16 protein-coding genes and 2 tRNA genes are annotated in these 18,552 nt (G+C 57.4%); 2 read left to right on the plus strand and 16 right to left on the minus strand.

Annotated features, from left to right (window positions below; all coding sequences use genetic code 11):
* Positions 1 to 4: 4 nt before the first annotated feature.
* From KZZ06_RS12830 to KZZ06_RS12840, 3 genes are all read right to left on the minus strand, one after another.
* Positions 5 to 2,560 carry a penicillin-binding protein 1A gene (locus KZZ06_RS12830; RefSeq protein WP_219580521.1) on the minus strand — a complete coding sequence of 852 codons (2,556 nt, stop codon included), beginning with the start codon at positions 2,558 to 2,560 and terminating at the stop codon, positions 5 to 7.
* Positions 2,561 to 2,690: 130 nt separating this feature from the next.
* Positions 2,691 to 3,905 (minus strand): N-acetylmuramoyl-L-alanine amidase, encoded by a 1,215-nt coding sequence (locus KZZ06_RS12835; protein ID WP_219580522.1) that lies wholly within the window; start codon positions 3,903 to 3,905, stop codon positions 2,691 to 2,693.
* Positions 3,906 to 3,973: 68 nt separating this feature from the next.
* The gene (locus tag KZZ06_RS12840) at positions 3,974 to 5,116 is read right to left on the minus strand and encodes a pyridoxal phosphate-dependent aminotransferase (protein ID WP_219580523.1); all 1,143 of its coding nucleotides are present in this window, start codon (positions 5,114 to 5,116) and stop codon (positions 3,974 to 3,976) included.
* A gap of 137 nt (positions 5,117 to 5,253) precedes the next feature.
* Here KZZ06_RS12840 and KZZ06_RS12845 point away from each other — a divergent pair, with 137 nt between their 5' ends.
* Complete coding sequence (locus KZZ06_RS12845) at positions 5,254 to 6,012, plus strand: DsbA family protein (protein ID WP_219580524.1); 759 nt, start codon at positions 5,254 to 5,256, stop codon at positions 6,010 to 6,012.
* A 130-nt stretch (positions 6,013 to 6,142) separates the two neighbouring features.
* On the opposite strand, the gene KZZ06_RS12850 is transcribed toward KZZ06_RS12845, so the two are convergent.
* The 5 genes from KZZ06_RS12850 to hemA all read right to left on the minus strand — a co-directional run bounded on the left by KZZ06_RS12850 (position 6,143) and on the right by hemA (position 11,672).
* A complete protein-coding gene (locus KZZ06_RS12850; protein WP_219580525.1) occupies positions 6,143 to 6,682 on the minus strand; it encodes a GIY-YIG nuclease family protein in 540 nt (179 codons plus the stop codon).
* Positions 6,679 to 7,833 (minus strand): DNA cytosine methyltransferase, encoded by a 1,155-nt coding sequence (locus KZZ06_RS12855; protein ID WP_219580526.1) that lies wholly within the window; start codon positions 7,831 to 7,833, stop codon positions 6,679 to 6,681. The genes KZZ06_RS12850 and KZZ06_RS12855 overlap by 4 nt, the downstream gene beginning before the upstream one ends.
* Before the next feature lie 64 nt (positions 7,834 to 7,897).
* Entirely contained in the window at positions 7,898 to 9,019 is a 1,122-nt protein-coding gene (gene ispG / locus KZZ06_RS12860; protein WP_219580527.1) for a flavodoxin-dependent (E)-4-hydroxy-3-methylbut-2-enyl-diphosphate synthase, read from the minus strand.
* Positions 9,020 to 9,095: 76 nt separating this feature from the next.
* Positions 9,096 to 10,328, minus strand: coding sequence for a helix-turn-helix domain-containing protein (locus KZZ06_RS12865; RefSeq protein ID WP_219580528.1), 1,233 nt, complete (start codon positions 10,326 to 10,328; stop codon positions 9,096 to 9,098).
* A gap of 120 nt (positions 10,329 to 10,448) precedes the next feature.
* Positions 10,449 to 11,672, minus strand: a complete 1,224-nt coding sequence (gene hemA / locus KZZ06_RS12870; protein ID WP_219580529.1) for a 5-aminolevulinate synthase — start codon at positions 11,670 to 11,672, stop codon at positions 10,449 to 10,451.
* Between the two features lie 459 nt (positions 11,673 to 12,131).
* On the opposite strand from hemA, the gene KZZ06_RS12875 reads away from it, so the two are divergent.
* On the plus strand, positions 12,132 to 13,508 hold the full coding sequence (locus KZZ06_RS12875; RefSeq protein ID WP_219580530.1) for a M20/M25/M40 family metallo-hydrolase: 1,377 nt from the start codon (positions 12,132 to 12,134) through the stop codon (positions 13,506 to 13,508).
* A 234-nt stretch (positions 13,509 to 13,742) separates the two neighbouring features.
* Here KZZ06_RS12875 and KZZ06_RS12880 read toward each other — a convergent pair whose 3' ends face one another.
* From KZZ06_RS12880 to KZZ06_RS12915, 8 genes are all read right to left on the minus strand, one after another.
* Positions 13,743 to 14,666 (minus strand): hypothetical protein, encoded by a 924-nt coding sequence (locus KZZ06_RS12880; RefSeq protein ID WP_219580531.1) that lies wholly within the window; start codon positions 14,664 to 14,666, stop codon positions 13,743 to 13,745.
* A 262-nt stretch (positions 14,667 to 14,928) separates the two neighbouring features.
* Positions 14,929 to 15,005 (minus strand) — tRNA-Asp (locus KZZ06_RS12885).
* A gap of 182 nt (positions 15,006 to 15,187) precedes the next feature.
* Positions 15,188 to 15,264: transfer RNA gene (locus KZZ06_RS12890), tRNA-Asp, on the minus strand.
* Between the two features lie 165 nt (positions 15,265 to 15,429).
* Complete coding sequence (locus KZZ06_RS12895; protein WP_219580532.1) at positions 15,430 to 15,789, minus strand: Na+/H+ antiporter subunit G; 360 nt, start codon at positions 15,787 to 15,789, stop codon at positions 15,430 to 15,432.
* Complete coding sequence (locus tag KZZ06_RS12900; RefSeq protein WP_219580533.1) at positions 15,782 to 16,051, minus strand: K+/H+ antiporter subunit F; 270 nt, start codon at positions 16,049 to 16,051, stop codon at positions 15,782 to 15,784. Before KZZ06_RS12900 ends, KZZ06_RS12895 begins: the two co-directional genes overlap by 8 nt.
* Positions 16,048 to 16,539: a Na+/H+ antiporter subunit E gene (locus KZZ06_RS12905; RefSeq protein WP_219580534.1), complete on the minus strand. Its 492-nt coding sequence runs from the start codon at positions 16,537 to 16,539 to the stop codon at positions 16,048 to 16,050. The genes KZZ06_RS12900 and KZZ06_RS12905 overlap by 4 nt, the downstream gene beginning before the upstream one ends.
* 1 nt (position 16,540) lies before the next feature.
* Positions 16,541 to 18,199: a monovalent cation/H+ antiporter subunit D gene (locus KZZ06_RS12910; protein WP_219580535.1), complete on the minus strand. Its 1,659-nt coding sequence runs from the start codon at positions 18,197 to 18,199 to the stop codon at positions 16,541 to 16,543.
* Complete coding sequence (locus KZZ06_RS12915) at positions 18,196 to 18,552, minus strand: Na+/H+ antiporter subunit C (RefSeq protein ID WP_219580536.1); 357 nt, start codon at positions 18,550 to 18,552, stop codon at positions 18,196 to 18,198. The genes KZZ06_RS12910 and KZZ06_RS12915 overlap by 4 nt, the downstream gene beginning before the upstream one ends.

The raw sequence follows: 18,552 nt of genomic DNA on the forward strand, positions 1-18,552 counted from the left end.
GCCGCTAGTAAAGCCCGCCCGAACTGATCGTGCCAAAGCTGGCTTTGGGTCCGACCACGGCTTTTTTGCCCGTCGATGTGGTGACCGAACGTGCACCTGCATTGCCGATTTCCTCGAACAGCGGCAGGTCCGACCCCATGGCAAAGCCGCCATCGAAGGTCAGGCCGAAGATCGGCAATTCGCCATCCCGGAAATATTCCGCGACCACATTATCGCCGCTTGCATCATCGGATAGACGCGCACCGGTGAAACGGTCGATGTTGATGAAGTTACCGCCCGCGGGCACCTGAAATGCACCACCGCCGTATTTCTTGATCGCTTCGCTCATAAAGCGTTGGAAGACTGGGCCACACATGCCTGCACCATAGGCGCGTTTACCCAAGGACCTAGGGTTGTCAAAACCGATATAGCAGCCGGCAACGATATTGCTGGAAAAGCCCACAAACCAAACGTCTTTGGCGTCATTTGTTGTCCCGGTTTTGCCTGCGATCGGGACCGGCAGATTAATCGCGCCGCTGGCGGTGCCGCGGTCCACGACGCCTTTCATCATCGACGTCAACTGATAGGCGGTGATCGGGTCCATCACGCGTTCGCGGTTCGAAATAATGCGCGGGGCCGCGCCGGGATCAAGGCTGGCCAACTGACAATCGTTACAAATACGCTCATCATGTTTATAGACGGTGCGGCCATAGCGGTCTTGGACGCGGTCAACGAGGGTTGGTGCCACCCGTTCGCCGCCGTTTGCGAACATCGCATAGGCAGACACCATCCGGTACAATGTGGTTTCCTGCGACCCCAACGCATTGGCCAAGACCGGCGACAGGCTATCATAGACACCAAAACGTTCGGCGTAATCGCCGACGGTATCCATCCCCACCTCTTGCGCCAAACGAATGGTCATCAAGTTCCGCGATTGTTCGATGCCGGTGCGCAGTGGCGTGGGTCCATAGAATTTATTCGACGAATTGCGTGGCCGCCACATGCCCTGCGGTGTGTTGATCTCGATCGGGGCATCGACCACGATGGTTGCCGGAGTATAGCCGCTATCAAGGGCCGCCGCATAAACAAACGGTTTAAAGCTGGAACCGGGTTGCCGTTTGGCTTGGGTGGCGCGGTTAAACACAGAGGCCTGATACGAGAACCCGCCCTGCATCGCGATGACGCGGCCGGTATTCACATCCATCGCGACAAAGCCGCCCTGAACTTCGGGGATCTGGCGCAAGGTCCAGCGGATAAATGACCCGTCATCGTCCGAGGTCATACGGCGCACCAACACCACGTCGCCAACATCAAGCAGATCGCCTGCTACCTTTGCTTTGCCCGACAATTTACCATCGTCCAGCCGTTTGCGCGCCCATTGCACATCTTTGGCAGTGATAAAGTTACCCTCGGCGGTTTCGGGCACACCTTCGATACCGATCCGCGCATCGCTGTTGCCCACGCTTAGGACAACGGCAGGATACCATGGGTTTTCGAGATTAACGTCACGCGATACCCGCACGTTTGCCAGCGCTTCGCGCCATGTCGCCTCGTCGGTCAATTTATCGGCCGGGATTGTCTTGCCTGTGCCGCGCCAGATACCGACGCCACGGTCGTATTCTTCTAGCTGTTGTTGCAAGGCCTGCGCGGCAACGGGCTGCATTTCGTTGTCGATGGTGGCGCGCACGGTCAAGCCGCCGGTGAAAAACTCGCCCTCGCCAAAGTTCTCAGAGAGCTGGCGGCGGATTTCATCGGTAAAGTAATCGCGCGGCGGGAGTTCCGCCTTAAAGCTTTCAAAGTCGCCATTTTGAACGGACCGCAAAGGTTGCGCGACCTCGCTTTCATAGACGGCTTGGCTGATATAGCCGTTTTCTTTCATCTCGCGCAGAACGAAATTCCGGCGTTGCATCAGGCGTTCTTTGCGGCGCACCGGATGATAATCTGACGGCGCTTTGGGCAAGGACGCCAGAAATGCCGCCTCATGGGGCGCAAGTTCGCTGAGTGTTTTGTTGAAATACGTCTGTGACGCCGCAGCGACCCCATAGGAATTCTGGCCCAGAAAAATCTCGTTCAGGTAAAGCTCGAGGATTTTCTCTTTGGGCAGGGTTTCCTCAAGGCGGGCGGCAAGGATGATTTCCTTGATCTTGCGTTCGGCGCGGCGGTCACCGGACAGCAAAAAGTTTTTCATGACCTGCTGGGTAATGGTCGACGCCCCGCGCACGTCTTTGCCACGCGTGCGCACCGCGTCCACCGCAGCGGCACCAATACCGCGCAAATCATAGCCCTCGTGGGTATAAAAATTCTTGTCTTCCGCCGAAATAAACGCCTGTTTGATCAGCGGCGGGATTGTATCGGCCGGGGCAAATAAACGCCGTTCCTTGGCAAATTCATCAATCAAACGTCCCTGACCGGAATAAATCCGGCTGATGGTCGGCGGCGTATACTGCGCAAGGGATTCGTGGCTGGGCAGATCACGCCCGTACATCCAAAACACCGCCCCAACGGTCAAGACAACCATGCCGATGGCCATGGTCAGGGTGGTGAAAATACCCCCAAAGAAGGATAGAATTAAACGAAGCACGTGTGGCAGTCCCTTGCAAGGCTGTTGGTAAACCCGTCTATACGCGGGCGAATTGGAATCGTCAAAACACGAAGCGGTGGAAATCTGGCGATAAACCGCGCAGGTCCGCGCGTGGGTATCACACGAGGGGTTACTGGCGGATCAACGGCTTAAGCGCCGCATCCTGATCGCGCCACTGTTTGATCGCATCGGCAATGGCCGCCACCATCACCGCCCGCCAAACCGGATCACGCAGATTGTTCATGTCGCGGTTATTGCTTAGAAACCCGATCTCGATCAGGACCGACGGAATATCGGCGGATTTAAGCACCGAAAACCCTGCATTGCGCAACGGGCGACGGTTCATCGGCCCGCCTGCCGCCTTCATCCCCGCCACTAGCGTTTTAGCCGCCGCAACCGAACGGGGTTCGGTTTCCTGCCGCGCCAAATCCAGCAAAATCCCCGCGACCTGATCATCCGATCCGGTCAAATCGGCACCCGCAATAATGTCAGACCGGTTGTGCCGTGCCGCCAGATGTTCGGTGGCTGTATCGCTGGCCTCGTCCGACAGGGTATAGACCGTGGCCCCTTTTGCACCGCCTTGTTGCAGGCTGTCCGCGTGCAGCGATATGAACAGGTCCCCTTGAGCTTGATGTGCAATGGCGACGCGGGTCTCGAGTGCGACAAACATATCGCTTTCGCGGGTCATCATCACGTCAATGCCGTCGCGCTTCAACGTGTCGCGCAGCGCGTGGGCAACGGTCAGCATCAGATCCTTTTCTAGGATTCCATCGTTTTCTGCCCCCGGATCAACACCACCGTGCCCCGGATCAAGGATCACCAAGAACCGGTCCTCATCTTGGGGATTGGCGGGTTTGGGTGGTGCGGCCAGCGCCAACGTCCACGCAGGATCAGTCGGCGCGCCAGCTGCGGCCGCAAATTCGTCGGGCTCAACCGGCTTTAGCGTGATCTCAAGCGTGGCTTTGCCCGACCCGCTGTCAACCGGCATCCCGATTTCACGCGGAACCATCGGTGTGGCCAGATCAGCCACCAGACGCGACCAACCGGGCTGGAACGGACCAAAGCGCAAGTCGCTGATATTGCCCGGTTCTGCCAACAAGTCAGCGGTCTTAACCCCCGACCAGTCGGCCTCGCGAAAATCCACAACAAGGCGGGCGGGATCATCCAGCAGGAACACCCGAAACGGCACACCTTGGCTTAGGTGCAGTGTCAGCGTGGTGCTGCCAAACCAGCCATCCGAAATCTCGCTGGGGCCCGGATCAACGCGGGCAAGCGCCGTTAGCTCTTGGGCCGATACCGGATGTGCAAACGCGAAAAGCGTCGCCAATAAGGGGAATAACCGCATGCCTGTCACCGTTCTGATCGTGGTGTTTGCGGGCAATCTATCACCTGCACGCACGGGCGACCAGCCTTTCAGCGCGCCGCCATATACGCCTTGAGCCGCGCAACCCCTTCGGCGATGTCCGCCGTGCTGCGCGCATATGAAAACCGCAAGGTTTGATGCCCGCGTATGGGGTCGAAATCCAGCCCCGGCGTTACGGCAACCCCTGCCCTATCAAGGATATCGCGCGCCAGAACGCGGCTATCATCGGTGATGGCTGACACATCGGCATAGACGTAAAACGCCCCGTCAGGTGGCGCAAAGCTGGTGAACCCAGCCGCACGCAAACCGTCGATCATCAACGTCCGGTTGGCGCGGTACACATCCATGTTGGCTTGCAACTCATCGTCGCACTCCATCGCGGCAAGGGCCGCAACCTGACTGGCATGGGGCGCGCAGATGAACATGTTTTGCGCGATGCGTTCAACGACGCGGACATGATCCTCGGGGACAACCATCCAGCCCACGCGCCAGCCGGTCATGGAAAAATACTTGGAAAATGAATTGATTACATAGGCATCATCGGTGATCTCAAGCGCGGTAACGGCCTTTTTCTCATATTCGATGCCATGGTAAATCTCGTCCGAGATAAACGACGCGCCCTGCCCTTGGGTCGCGTCAATCAGCGCCTTCATCGCGGGGCGGTCCAGCATGGTGCCCGTCGGGTTCGCCGGTGACGCCACCAACAACCCCTTAAGGTCCATACCCGCGAAATCCGCCGGCACAGGCTGATAGCGGTTGTCGGGTGATGTGGGCAAATCAACGGGGTCCAGCGCCAGCGCCTTTAGGATCTGCCGATAGCTGGGGTATCCCGGTGCGCCGATGCCAACCTTGTCGCCCGTGTCAAAAAGCGCGGTAAAGGCCAGAATAAAGCCGCCCGACGACCCCGAGGTAATCACCACGCGGTTCGGGTCCAGATCGACATTGTACCATTCGCCATACATCTGCGCGATCCGCGCCCGCAAGGCAGGCAAGCCCAATGCAACCGTATAGCCCAACGCGCCGTCATCCATCGCCTTTGCCAAGGCGGCAGTCGCGCCTGACGGGGCACCAGTGCCGGGCTGGCCCACTTCCATGTGAATGATGTGGCGGCCAGCGGCTTCGGCGGCCGCTGCGGCTTGCATCACGTCCATCACGATAAAGGGATCGACCTGAGAACGGGTTGAAATGCGCATGGGCTTAATCCTAAACTTGGGGCAATGACCTTTCACCGCACCCCGCTGGTGCCGTCAACCCTTGTGCGATGGCCCAAAATCGCGCACCACCTGTGCCAAAGCCGCCCAAGGGCCGCGCAACAACAGTGAGTACCCCAATGACCAAAGCGATCGCTTCTTCTCTTTTTTCCGGCGCAATGATGGCCTTGGCCCTTGGCGGGTCGGCGCAAGCCATGGATTTGACCGAATTGACCGACGCAGAGCGGGTGCAGTTCGGCGTCGAAGTCCGCGCCTATCTGATGGAAAACCCCCATGTTATTATGGAAGCGGTCAACCAGTTGCAGGCCAAAGAGGCCGAAGCACAGGCCCAAGCGGATTTCAATCTGGTCACTGACAACGCAGATGCGATTTTTAACGATGGCTATTCCTATGTGGGCGGCAACCCCGAGGGCGATATCACCATCGTGGAATTCATGGATTACCGCTGTGGCTATTGCAAAAAGGCGTTCTCCGAAGTTGAGAAACTGGTGAACGGCGACGGGAACGTCCGCTTTATTGTCAAAGAACTGCCGATCCTGGGCGAGCAATCAATGGTCGCCTCACGCTTTGCCATCGCGACCAAGCTGGTTGCGGGCGACGAGGGATATAAATCCGTTCATGACGCGCTGATGAGCTTTAACGGGGATATCACGCCGACCTCGCTGGGTCGCTTGGCCAAAAGCTTTGATCTGGATGCTGATGCCATCATCGAGAAAATGGACAGCGCCGAGGTGACCGAAGAGATCGCCCAAACCCGTGCCTTGGCGCAGGTGCTTTCGATCTCGGGGACGCCCACATTCGTCATGCAAGACGAACTGCTGCGCGGCTATCTGCCCTATGATCAGATGAAAGCCATCATGGAAGAAAAACGCGGATAAAGACGGGTATTCCCTTGACCTGCGCGGTTGCATACTTGGTGACAACGCAGGTCATAACTGAATTATATCAATCAGTTAAACATCACCCTTAAACCATCACATCAAGTGACAGGGCCGATCCACCGGCCCGTCACAAAAACCGCTGATGATAGCAGACCATGCGGGCAAAATGGGCGTCAAGCGACCGCTTCAGATGCGGTGCCTCTTTCACGGTCAGAATATAATCGACCAAAAGGTCATATTGCTTGATCTGACGGGGCAACCGGTTGGAGGGGATCAGACGCGATTGCCGTTCCTCTTCTTCAATCACTTGGGCGACCTGCTTTTCCGGCCAAATCACAGCCCCGTCCCCCGGCACCATGGCCTTGCCGTTCATCAAAGGCAGCTCGGCATCATAATGGGCGAAAATCGCGCGCTCTAACGGCTCGACCTCCTCTTTGCTGTTAACGGGCCACGCCCAGACGAACGCGATTTCCCACACATCAATTTGGCGGTTGGCAATCACATCCGAACGGGCCGACGTCAGGTGCCTGCGCACCCGCGTGCGAATGCCGTCCACCGATTGGCCTACATAGATCGGTTGCTGATCCAGATCACACAGCGCATAGACGCCAATCTGATTGGTCAGCGTGCTTAGCGCCCTACCGCGAAAGCTTTGCGCGGTGGTCATGCCACTGCTTCCAGACTGCGGCGCGCAAGGATGGGCGCGAATAGCACGTGATCAAGGTATCGCACCACCGGCACCGCCACGCCATCACCCGCCACGCGGTAGGCGTTGTTATAGGTGTCAGGCATACGATAGCTGTCAGGCAAGCCCATCAGCCGCGCCACCTCGCGCGAGGAAACAAGCCGGGCGCGGGTACGGTTGCCTTTGATAAACAACAGAATTTGCCGCGATGACCCGCCCGCTGGTGTGCGCAAGCATCCCGCCAAGCCATCTGTGCGCAGTTCGGCCCGTTGGCGCACGTTCCCGTCGGCATCTGGCCGCCCGCGTTTGTAGATCGTGCCGACCACGGTCCGCCCTGCTTGTCGGGCCACGCGCAAACGCTCAAGACTGGGGGGCGACATCAGAGTCACGAGGCGATCTGTATCAGCCTCGGAAAACCACGGCATCGACGCGCGCTTTTCCAGCACGTCTTCTAATGCATGATCCGCAGCGGGCGCATCGTCCAGCTTCCACCACAGCCAGTTCGACCGTACGGGCCGCGAGGCCGCGCCCAGAAACTTTCGCAGTTTTTTGCCGTGAAACGCATGGGACGGTTTTGGCACCGTCAGACCGGTAATGTCGATGTCGTTGCGAACGCAAACCACAAACAACCGTGGGCGGCTTTGCGGCAGGAAACCGCGCGCGTCAATCTCGAGCGCCCCAACCTTGTAGCCAAGGCCCACAAAGGTCGCGAGGACTGTGTTCAAATCTGCGCCCCCATTGCGCGACACCAGCCCGACCACGTTTTCAAACGCTATAATGCGGGGCGCGAACCCTGCCTTGATCGCGGTGGTGATCTTTTCAGCCCAATGAGAAAACACGCCGCTGCGCGCACCAGACAGCCCACGCCCCTTGCCCGCAAGGCTGAAATCCTGACAGGGGCTTGAGGCCCAGTAAAGATCGATTTGTTCGCGTAAAACCGCATCATCTAGGGCCGCGATATCGCATTCATGCAGCCCCTGAGCGCCCCAGTTCTGCCCGTAAACCTTGCATTTCATCGCATCAATGTCATTGGCCAACACGCAATCCCAGCGATCTTGCAATGCAGCACGCACCATCCCGCCACCGCAGAAAAATTCAGCGTATTTCGGGGGGTGATCGGGGGTCTCAGTCATAGCTATTAGTATGAAATGCGGTTTTGCGTGTCGATGGCTAAATCGCCGTCACGGCAGTGCCGCATCACTCTGCCGCTTGCTTTTCGGCCTCGATCACGGCGGCGCGGGCTTCGACCTGTTCGACGATATGTTCGATCATGCCTTCATTGCCCAGCTTGTGGCTTTGCTTGCCCGCCAGATAGACCATGCCAGACCCGTTGCCGCCACCGGTAAAGCCGACATCGGTCATCAGCGCCTCTCCAGGGCCGTTAACCACGCAGCCAATGATGCTCAGGCTCATCGGGGTTTTGATATGCTCAAGCCGCTTTTCCAGCGTCTCGACAGTTTTGATCACGTCAAACCCCTGGCGCGCGCAGGACGGACAGCTGATGATGTTCACGCCGCGATGCCGAAGCCCAAGGGATTTGAGAATCTCAAAGCCCATTTTGACTTCTTCGACGGGATCGGCAGACAGGCTGACGCGGATCGTGTCGCCAATGCCCATCCACAGCAGGTTGCCCATGCCAATCGCGGATTTGACCGTGCCGCTGATCAGCCCGCCTGCCTCGGTGATGCCAAGATGGATCGGCGCGTCGGTTGCTTCGGCCAACTGTTGATAAGCAGCGGCGGCCATGAACACGTCAGAGGCTTTGCAGCTGATCTTGAATTCATGGAAATCATTGTCTTGCAGTAACTTGATGTGATCCAAGCCGCTTTCGACCATCGCATCGGGGCAAGGTTCGCCGTATTTCTCAAGCAGGTGCCGTTCCAGCGATCCGGCGTTGACGCCGATCCGAATGGAACAGTTGTGATCACGGGCGGCTTTGATGACTTCCTTAACGCGTTTTTCGTCGCCGATGTTGCCGGGGTTAATCCGCAGACAGGCGGCCCCTGCTTCCGCAGCTTCGATCCCGCGTTTGTAATGGAAATGGATGTCGGCCACGATGGGCACCGATACTTCGCGCACGATTTCCTTGAGCGCCTTGGACGACGCCTCGTCCGGGACCGAGATCCGCACAATATCGGCACCAGCATCGGCGGCGGCCTGAACCTGTGCAATCGTCGCCTTGATATCGGTGGTCAGGGTGTTGGTCATGGTCTGCACCGTAATCGGTGCGTCCCCACCCACCGGCACATTGCCCACCATGATCTGACGGGATTTCCGGCGGTAGATATTTCGCCAAGGACGGATGTGATTCAGCGACATGGACAGCACCTTTGGCAATAGATCAGCGTTGCCCGCAACCTATTCAGCCGCAGCCCTGCTTGCAATGGCAAGTGGCTTATTCTGTCGGGCTTGTCGCGGCGTTTTGAAGTTCGGCAACCATCGTCGCAAGGGCCGAGTTTTCTTCCAGCAATGCCAGTTGATATAGATCGGCCACGGCCTGACGTTGCAACGGCAGGTTCGACGTCACAGTGCCGCGGTCGCCAACGGGGCCGTAATACTGACCATCCATGGCGAAATACAACGCGCCGGATTCGCCGGTGCGCAGCATCGGTGGTTCCTGTGTTGCAGGCACATCCCAGCTGTCACCCTTGTTCATGATCCCTTCAAAGATCACTTTGCCGTCTGCCGCGCGAATGCGAACCCAAGACGGGTAAGCGGCGACCAGACGCAGTTCAGGCGCAGGCCCTTCGACAACCTGCGGCATGGCAACATCACCAACCGAAGAATCGCCCGTGGCACCCACAGATGCAATTCCGGCGATCACCTGGCTGTCCATCGTGGGCGGTACAAAACTGCCAACGGTATGGGGGTCAATCGATGCAATCGGCGCATCGCGTGCGATCAAAACCGGCACATCAAGGGCCGCAGGACGGTACAGACGGTCCAACGCATCTGTGCGCGGCACCGTCAGGTCCTGCGCGACCACAGCGTTCAGCGACGTCTGCGGCGCAGGGTTCAGCGCCCCTTCGAGCGGGTCAAGGTCGGACAGGACAACCGGCGTTTCATCAACCGGCGTGACCTGCACACGTTGTACTTCTTTCAGAACGCTCCAGCCGCCAAAACCGATCGTGCCAATCAACGCGACCAGAACCAGTACAGAGCCCAAGGCACCCGGTTCGATCCGGCTGAGCAGGCTGTCGCCCACAGGGGTAAATGGCGTGGCAGGGCGTTTGAAAATGTCGTTCTCGGCCTGACGCATCATGCGTTCTTCGCTGGCCGTTTTCTTGATCACGGATGCCTTGTCGGACATGCCATGCGCAACTGAGAAGCCGGATTCTGAACAGAAAGACGAAAACGCCTCATCCGGGTCCATGCTGAGGTAGCGAGCATAAGATCGGACATACCCAGCGATAAAACCAGGTGTGTCAAAGGCATCAGGATCGGAATTTTCGATGGCCGCGATGTAAGACGCTTTGATCCGCAATTCACGTTGGACATCAAGCAGGGATTTGCCCATCGTTGCACGTTCGCCGCGCATCAAATCGCCCAAACGCAATTCATACGCGTCAAAGCCGCGGGCTTCTACTTGCTCGTCCTCATTTGCCTTGGAACCCCAACGCCCGATCATACCTACGTCCCGCCGTTATCGTGCCTGTTACACTTTCCCGGGCCGTTTTCACGATTCGAGATGTGTTGTTTCTTGCGTTATCCTTAACACAAATCAACGGGCTACGAAGGAAAAACGTATTTAACCGGCTAATTCGGCACGATTCAGCGCACAATGTGACCACAAGCCGTCCATGGCATGTACGAGGCCATCCATTTCGCGGGGGCCGTGAACAGGCGACGGCGTAAAGCGCAAACGCTCTGTCCCGCGTGGCACAGTCGGGAAGTTGATCGGCTGTACATAGATGCCGTGCTGCTCTAGCAACATGTCCGACAGAATCTTGGTATGCACAGGGTTGCCGACAATCACCGGCACGATATGGCTGCCGTGATCGATGATCGGCAGACCCAGCCCTTTCAGGCGTAGTTTCAATATCTTAGCCTGCTGTTGGTGCTGTTCGCGCAGCTCTGGCGCTGTCTTGAGAAAGGCAACAGACGCGGCTGCCCCTGCCGCCACCGCAGGCGGCAACGACGTGGTAAAGATAAAGCCGGGCGCATAGGACCGGATCGCGTCGCACATTTTCTCGGACGCCGCGATATAGCCGCCCATCACGCCATAGGCCTTGGCCAACGTGCCGTTGATGATGTCCAAGCGGTGCATCAGGTTGTCACGTTCCGCGACACCACCGCCACGTGGGCCATACATGCCTACAGCGTGGACTTCATCGATGTAGGTCAGCGCGCCGACCTCATCCGCAAGGTCGCAAATCGCTTCGATCGGGCCGAAATCGCCATCCATCGAATAAATTGATTCAAATGCAATCAACTTAGGCGCGGCAGGATCATCGGCAGCGATCAGTTCGCGCAGATGATCGACATCATTGTGGCGGAAAATACGTTTCGCCCCACCGTTGCGGCGGACACCTTCGATCATCGAGGCATGGTTTAACGCGTCGGAATAGATGATCAGGCCCGGAAACAGCTTGGGCAACGTGCTGAGGGTCGCGTCATTGGCGATATAGGCGCTGGTGAACAGCAGTGCCGCTTCCTTGTGGTGCAGATCGGCAATCTCTGCCTCAAGACGTTTGTGGTAAACGGTGGTGCCCGAAATATTGCGCGTACCGCCGGACCCTGCCCCGGTTTGCTCCAACGCTTCGTGCATGGCATTCAGAACGACGGGGTTTTGCCCCATCCCAAGATAGTCATTGCCACACCAAACAGTGATGTCTTTTTTGACGCCATCAGGCTGCGTCCACTCGGCATGCGGGAATTGCCCGTTGCGACGCTCAATATCAATAAAGGTGCGATAGCGCCCTTCCTCGTGCAGACGATCAATCGCCTGTTCAAGCTGTTTGGTGTAATCCATCGCGCCTTCCTCCTCACACTCGACCGGGCCGTAAAGGCATAGGACCCAGTCGCCATATTCGTGTTTTAGAATGAATACAGTTCTAACACTTTTGTTTCAATGCTTTAATCAGTCTCAATTGTCGCAGGTGTTCGTTTACACCTTGTCATGTCGTATTCCTACGCCCCCTCGTCCTTGCATGCCTTGATCGAAATCAAGTTAACGCGGGTGGAATTATATTTCCGAATGGTACTCGATTTAGGTCTGCGTGACAAAAATCACCCCACCGTTTGCCGATAATTGCGCGCGTCAATCGGGGGAATCAACGGCGGGGCAAACCTGTGGCGGCCAGTTGCGGTTCTTTTTGGCACTGCCGGTCTGTTATCGCTGGACGGGCAACGGATATGGGGCACCCCCTAGACACTGCGCGGCGCACTGATACGGTCGCGACAAAATCCATGTTTATGAAAGGTTTCTCCCATGTCCCTGAGTGATGTTCTGACCCAGATCGACACCGATCTGGATGGCGCAACCGAACGCCTGTTCGAATTGCTGCGCATCCCGTCCATTTCCACCGACCCAGCCTATAAGGCAGATTGCGACCGTGCCGCCGATTGGCTGGTTGATGACCTGAACGCCATTGGCATCACAACGACCAAGCGCGCGACCCCCGGCCACCCGATGGTGGTGGGCCATGTGGACGGCCCTGCGGACAAGCCGCATATCCTGTTTTACGGCCATTACGACGTGCAACCCGTTGACCCGCTTGAGCTGTGGAACCGTGCCCCCTTTGACCCCGCGATTGAGGACACGGCCAAGGGCCGCGTGATCCGGGCGCGTGGTGCGGCGGATGACAAGGGCCAGCTGATGACCATCATCGAGGCCCTGCGCGCTTGGAAAACTATTAACGGCGATTTCCCCTGCCGCATCACCATGTTCCTTGAGGGCGAAGAAGAATCCGGATCGCCCTCGCTGATCCCCTTCATGAAGGAAAACGCGGCCGAACTGTCGGCGGATTACGCGATGATCTGCGACACCGGCATGTTCCAATCCAAAGTACCGTCCATCGTCACCATGCTGCGTGGCCTGCTGGGCGAAGAGATTACCATCACCGGCCCCGATCTGGACCTGCATTCGGGCATGTATGGCGGTATCTCGATCAACCCTGCGCGGGTGTTGGCAAAAATCATCGCCTCCCTGCACGACGACACGGGCCGCATCACGGTGCCCGGTTTCTATGACGGCGTGCCCGAACTGCCCGACGATATTCAGGCGCAGTGGCAAGGCCTTGCCTTTGACCACGAGACGTTCTTGGGCGATGTGGGCCTGTCACAGCCTGCGGGCGAACAAGACCGCATGCCGATTGAAATGCTCTGGTCGCGCCCCACCTGCGAGGTGAATGGCATGTGGAGCGGCTATACCGGCGCGGGGTTCAAAACCGTGCTGCCGTCGCAAGCCCATGCGAAAATCAGCTTCCGTTTGGTGGGCGACCAAGACCCCGACGCCATCCGCGAGAGTTTCCGCAAAATGGTCACCGACATGCTGCCCGTCGATTGCAAAGTCACCTTCCACGACCACAGCGCCAGCGGCGGATCGGTGTTCGAGACAACCAAACCTGCGTTCGAGAAAGCCCGCAACGCGCTGACCGAAGAATGGAACATCCCCGCCGCCTATATCGGCTGCGGCGGGTCGATCCCGATTGCGGGGCATTTTCAGCAGATCGTGGACACGACACCTGTGCTGATCGGTTTCGGCAAAGACGACGACGCGATCCATTCCCCGAATGAAAAATACGACATGGAAAGCTTTCACAAAGGCATCCGCAGTTGGGCGCGGATACTGGACGCTTTGACGTAAGAAGGGTGCTTGGGGGCGGTGTGCGTGATGGGTGCGCCGCTCCTGTTAAACGACATGCCCCAATGCGGTATTGATCCTATCGGTCCCCATCAGATCGATCATGCTGGCACATACACCCTTCTGTTAGGGTTTCGCACAAAACCGCTATTCGGAAGGTAGACACAAACTGGCGCTTCTAACCATGGGAGGCGTGACATGCTGCAGAGCAGCGTTCTCCGAAGCGGAGGTTGACTGTCAGGGTGCAAACGGCACCAAAGCGTAGATTGAATCGGCGGCTTTGTAACTTAACCATATAAGTATTCCGCCAAGTGCAATTCGATGCCGAAGGCCTTTGTCATTGTTTTCAGTTAAGACATTAACCGGAAAAGCCCATTTCAAGTATCCGGACAGGAATCGGTATCCGAGAACCACAATACCAAGCGCATATAGGAAGAACGCCCAGCGAAATGCGTCCAGATCGCCACCAACCGGTAGCCAACGATCCATATAGTATGTGGCAATTACCAAACCTGCCGGCAAGGCGAGCAACCACACACCCATATCGTAAGCGAATGATCGATGGATTGCCGAATACCATGTGCGGTGTTTTGCGAGTTTGGTGTCGACGACTTGCCGTGCCGCTTTATAGAAAGTCATGTCATCGGCGCGTACTGTAACGTTACTCGAGTTAGGAGTCGGTTCAGATAGAACAGAAAACGGGTCCAGAAGCGGTGGTTTGGAAAAATCCAAGTCGACTTCGATTGAGTTTTGCGGTCTGGTATTTTGCGCATGCCGCTGCCATGCGGTGATGTTGTTGAAATAGATTTTCCGGATTGGGTGCGGGAGATTATCGCTTTCAAAAACTTCCGCATTTTCTCCGTACAATTGTTGGTCCTCATCCCCCGAAATCGAGACTGTGAGACAGAATGCGTCCTCAAGTAAATAAAATTTGTAGCGTCCCCACTCCTCATCAGACATCTTTGGGTCTTTAGGTAAGCTCGAAATAGTGCTCTCGCCGAATTTGCGATTGATCACGCTAAGCTCTTGATAAAGCACTTTCACGTCATCAAGGCTTAGACTGAGCCCGCGAGCCGGGATTCTTTTTTCAAACCATCCAACCGGTGCTCTCTTAGTGGGAAAGTCTTGCGGTATCTGGATTTCACTAGATTCTTTTTCCATACCCCAACATATAGTGAGAACCACTAGAAATACACTACCCCTACGAAACGCAGGTAGCCCAAAGCTACCCAGTGATCTGAGAAATAAAATGTGGCCCTGTAGAGAATGACCTCTTTCCGCCCACTAAACCTAACGAACAAACAGTGATCACGCGGCCTATATCGCGCAGTACTGCGTTATATCGGCAGACAGAAACTCCCCCCCACAAACGAAAAAGACCACCCGAGGGTGGTCCGTTTCGTACCCTGTAAAGGGAAGATAGTGGCGCGGTTGACGGGGCTCGAACCCGCGACCCCCGGCGTGACAGGCCGGTACTCTAACCAGCTGAGCTACAACCGCGCGATGGGGGCGGAATAGGCCAAGGTGGCGCAGGGGTCAAGCGATTAACGCGTCGATATGTCAGGAATAATTTTATGCCGCGCTGCGGGCCACTCAGGCAGGTTGCCGACGCATAAAACGCACGCGGTCAGCACCCCCGGTTGGGGATGAACTAACTGCGCATGTTTTGAAATATGCAGCGGTGGCGCGGTTGACGGGGCTCGAACCCGCGACCCCCGGCGTGACAGGCCGGTACTCTAACCAACTGAGCTACAACCGCCCACTGCACGCTTTGTCGTAAACTTCAAAGCGTTGGGTGGTCATAGGGTCTGGCCCTGCCCCCGTCAAGCGGGGTTTTAACCAGATATCGGGTTTTGGTGAAAATAATTTCATCGGCCCCGACAGCGCAGGAAAAAGCCCGCAGATTTCGCTGCGGGCCTTGGGATCATTTTTCGGAATATGTGCTCCAGACCGGGTCACCCGGCGGCGGTGGCAATGCCTTTTTGCCGCGCAGACGGTGCATGTTAACCTTGGCGATAAAATTGCCCGAAATCGGGGCTGTGGCAAACAGGAACGCCATCACCAGGATTTCATGCACGGATCCGTCAGACGTCGCGAACGAATAGACCACCGACGCCATCAGCAACGCCCCTACACCCAAGGTCGATGCCTTGGTCGGGCCGTGCAGGCGCGACATGCAGTTGTCGAGCTTGATCAACCCGATGGACCCCACCAGCGTAAAGAACGCACCAATCACCAACAATGCGGCGATGATTACTTCGGTTATTATGCCAAGATCATTCAATGATATCACCCCGCAAGACAAAGCGCGCGATGGCGACGGTGGACACAAAACCCAGCATCGCAATGATCATCGCGCTTTCAAAATAAACCTGTGTGCCAAGGCGCATGCCCAGCAGGATGATCATCGCGATTGCGTTGATCACCATGGTATCCAGCGCCAGAATGCGGTCCCCGGTCGAGGGGCCTTTGACAAGGCGCAGCATCGCAAGAAGTTGTGACAAGGCCACGGCCACAAAGGCAAAGTTCAAAGCCATCAGGATCATTCGAAAATCTCCTTTAGTCGGCGCTCGTAGCGCTGTTTGATGTCATCGCGCACTGCATCCGGGTCTTCGGCGTCCAGTGCATGAACCAGCAGGGCCGTGCCGTCTTCGGACAGGTCCGCGCTGACGGTACCGGGGGTCAGGGTGATGGTGCCAGCGAGCATCGTAATCGCCTCGGGGGTGCGCAGATCAAGGGGGATGACCACCCATTGTGGGCGCATGTTCTTGTTGCTTTTGAACAGCACGATCATCGCCACCACGACATTGGCGACCAGAATGTCCCACATCACCAGCAGCAGATAAGACAGCAGTTTGATGGGCCTGCCAACCGGCGGGCGGTCGGGCCAATAGGCGGCAGTGATAATCGGGATGAGCATCCCAAGGATGATGCCAAACACCACGGTGCCCAGCTTGACCTCATTGACCAGCACGCACCAGACGATGGCCAGCAACACAGTCAACAGGGGATGCGGAAACAAACGTGCGCGCATATCAGTGATCCTTTTTCGTGGCTGCAGGGGCTACGGCTTCGGCATCGTGGGCACCATCGTCGCCATGGCTGTCGGCACTGTGATCGCCGCTATGGTCATCGCCGTGATGGTCCTTGACCTCTTTGCCCGGCGTGGTGAGCACCACGGCGATATAGGCCTCTGGATTGAACAGCTGTGTCGATGTTTCCGACAACACGCGGGTCACAGGCCCCGCGCCAACCGTCAGCGCCACAAGCAACGCCAGCAGGCCACCAATGGACACCATCGGCAGAACGGATGTCGGCTCGGGGTCTGGCTCGGGCTCTGCGGTTTCTTCGGTGGCGGTATCCACGGGCTGGTGCGCTTTCCAGAATACAACGCTACCCGCGCGGGCAAATCCGACGACAGCAACCAGTGACCCGATCAGGATCGTGCCCCAGATCCACCACATCAGATCAGAGGCCGTAGCCGCGTCCAAAATCAGCAGCTTGCCGATAAAACCGGACAGCGGCGGCAGCCCCGTCATGCCAATAGCCGCGACAAAGAACATGCCAGCCACCAAAGCCCCGCCCACGATCGGAGGGGCCACATCAAAGCTGACGCCAGCAGCACCACGGCGCGACCGGATCACATCAACCAACAAGAACAGCGCAGCGGCCGCAAAGGTTGAATGGATCGCGTAATACAGTGCAGCGGTTACACCCGTGGGCGTGAACACCGCCACCGCAGCCAGCAACATGCCCATCGACCCGATCACCGAAAACGCGACCAGACGGTCGACGCTTTTGGCGCCCAATACGCCCAACATGCCCAACGCCACCGTCAGCAACGCCGCCGGGATCAGCCACAGATCAAACAGCCCTTGGGTGATCTCAAGATCGGGGGGAAACACCAGCGTGAACACGCGAATGATGCAATAGGCACCGACTTTGGTCATGATCGCAAACAGGGCGGCCACGGGTGCCGGTGCTTCGGAATAGCTGGCAGGCAACCAGAAATGCAGCGGCAGGATCGCGGCCTTGACCGCAAAGACCATCAGCAGCAGCACGGCGGCCACGCGGATACCCGCGCTATTGGCGGTGTCCAGCGTCGATACCCGCACCGCCAGATCGGCCATATTCAGCGTGCCTGTTTCGGCATAAAGCAAACCAAGCGCGAACAGGAACAGGGTCGATCCCAGCAGGTTATACAGCACATATTGCGTCCCTGCCCGCAGCCGTTTCGGGCCACCCGCATGGATCATCAACCCGTAGGACGCGATCAACAGGACCTCGAAGAATACAAAAAGGTTAAAGATATCGCCGGTCAGGAACGCCCCGATGATGCCCATAAGCTGGAATTGGAACAATGGGTGGAAATGCTGCCCGCGTTCGTCCCAACCCGACCCGATTGCATACAGCAACACAGGCAAGGCCAGCACACAGGTCAGCAACACCATCAAAGTCGACAAACGGTCGGCGACCAACACAATGCCGAAAGGCGCGGACCAATTGCCCAACTGATACAAACTGACGGTACCGTCAGAGGCCTGCCAGAACAGGCCAAGCGCCAGACCCAGCAACATCAGTGATCCCGCAACCGAGAACACCCGTTGGATCGTCAGGTGATACCGCGCCACCAGAACCAGCAGCGCCGCCAGCATCGCTGGCAACAAGATAGGAAGAACGAGCCAATGGGTCATGCCGCGCCCTCCCGTGTTTGGTCAGCATCGGCATCGGGATCGTTCACCAGATCATCATCCGAGCTGAGGTAAGACCCGACGGCGATCATCACGATCACAGCCGTCATCCCGAACGAAATCACAATCGCCGTCAGCACCAAGGCTTGGGGCAGCGGATCGGTGTAAACTTCGACCCCGTCGCGCAATACGGGCGGCGCGTTCAACGCCAAACGCCCCGAGGCAAACAAAAACACGTTTACCGCATAGCTGAGCAAGGACGTGCCGATGATCACGGGAAAGGTACGCAATCGCAGGATCATATAGATGCCCGCAGCGGTCAGCGTGCCAATGGCTGTTGCAACAAGAAGCTCCAT

Origin of the sequence: Sulfitobacter sp. CW3 (assembly GCF_019392245.1) — a bacterium.
GTDB lineage: Bacteria > Pseudomonadota > Alphaproteobacteria > Rhodobacterales > Rhodobacteraceae > Sulfitobacter.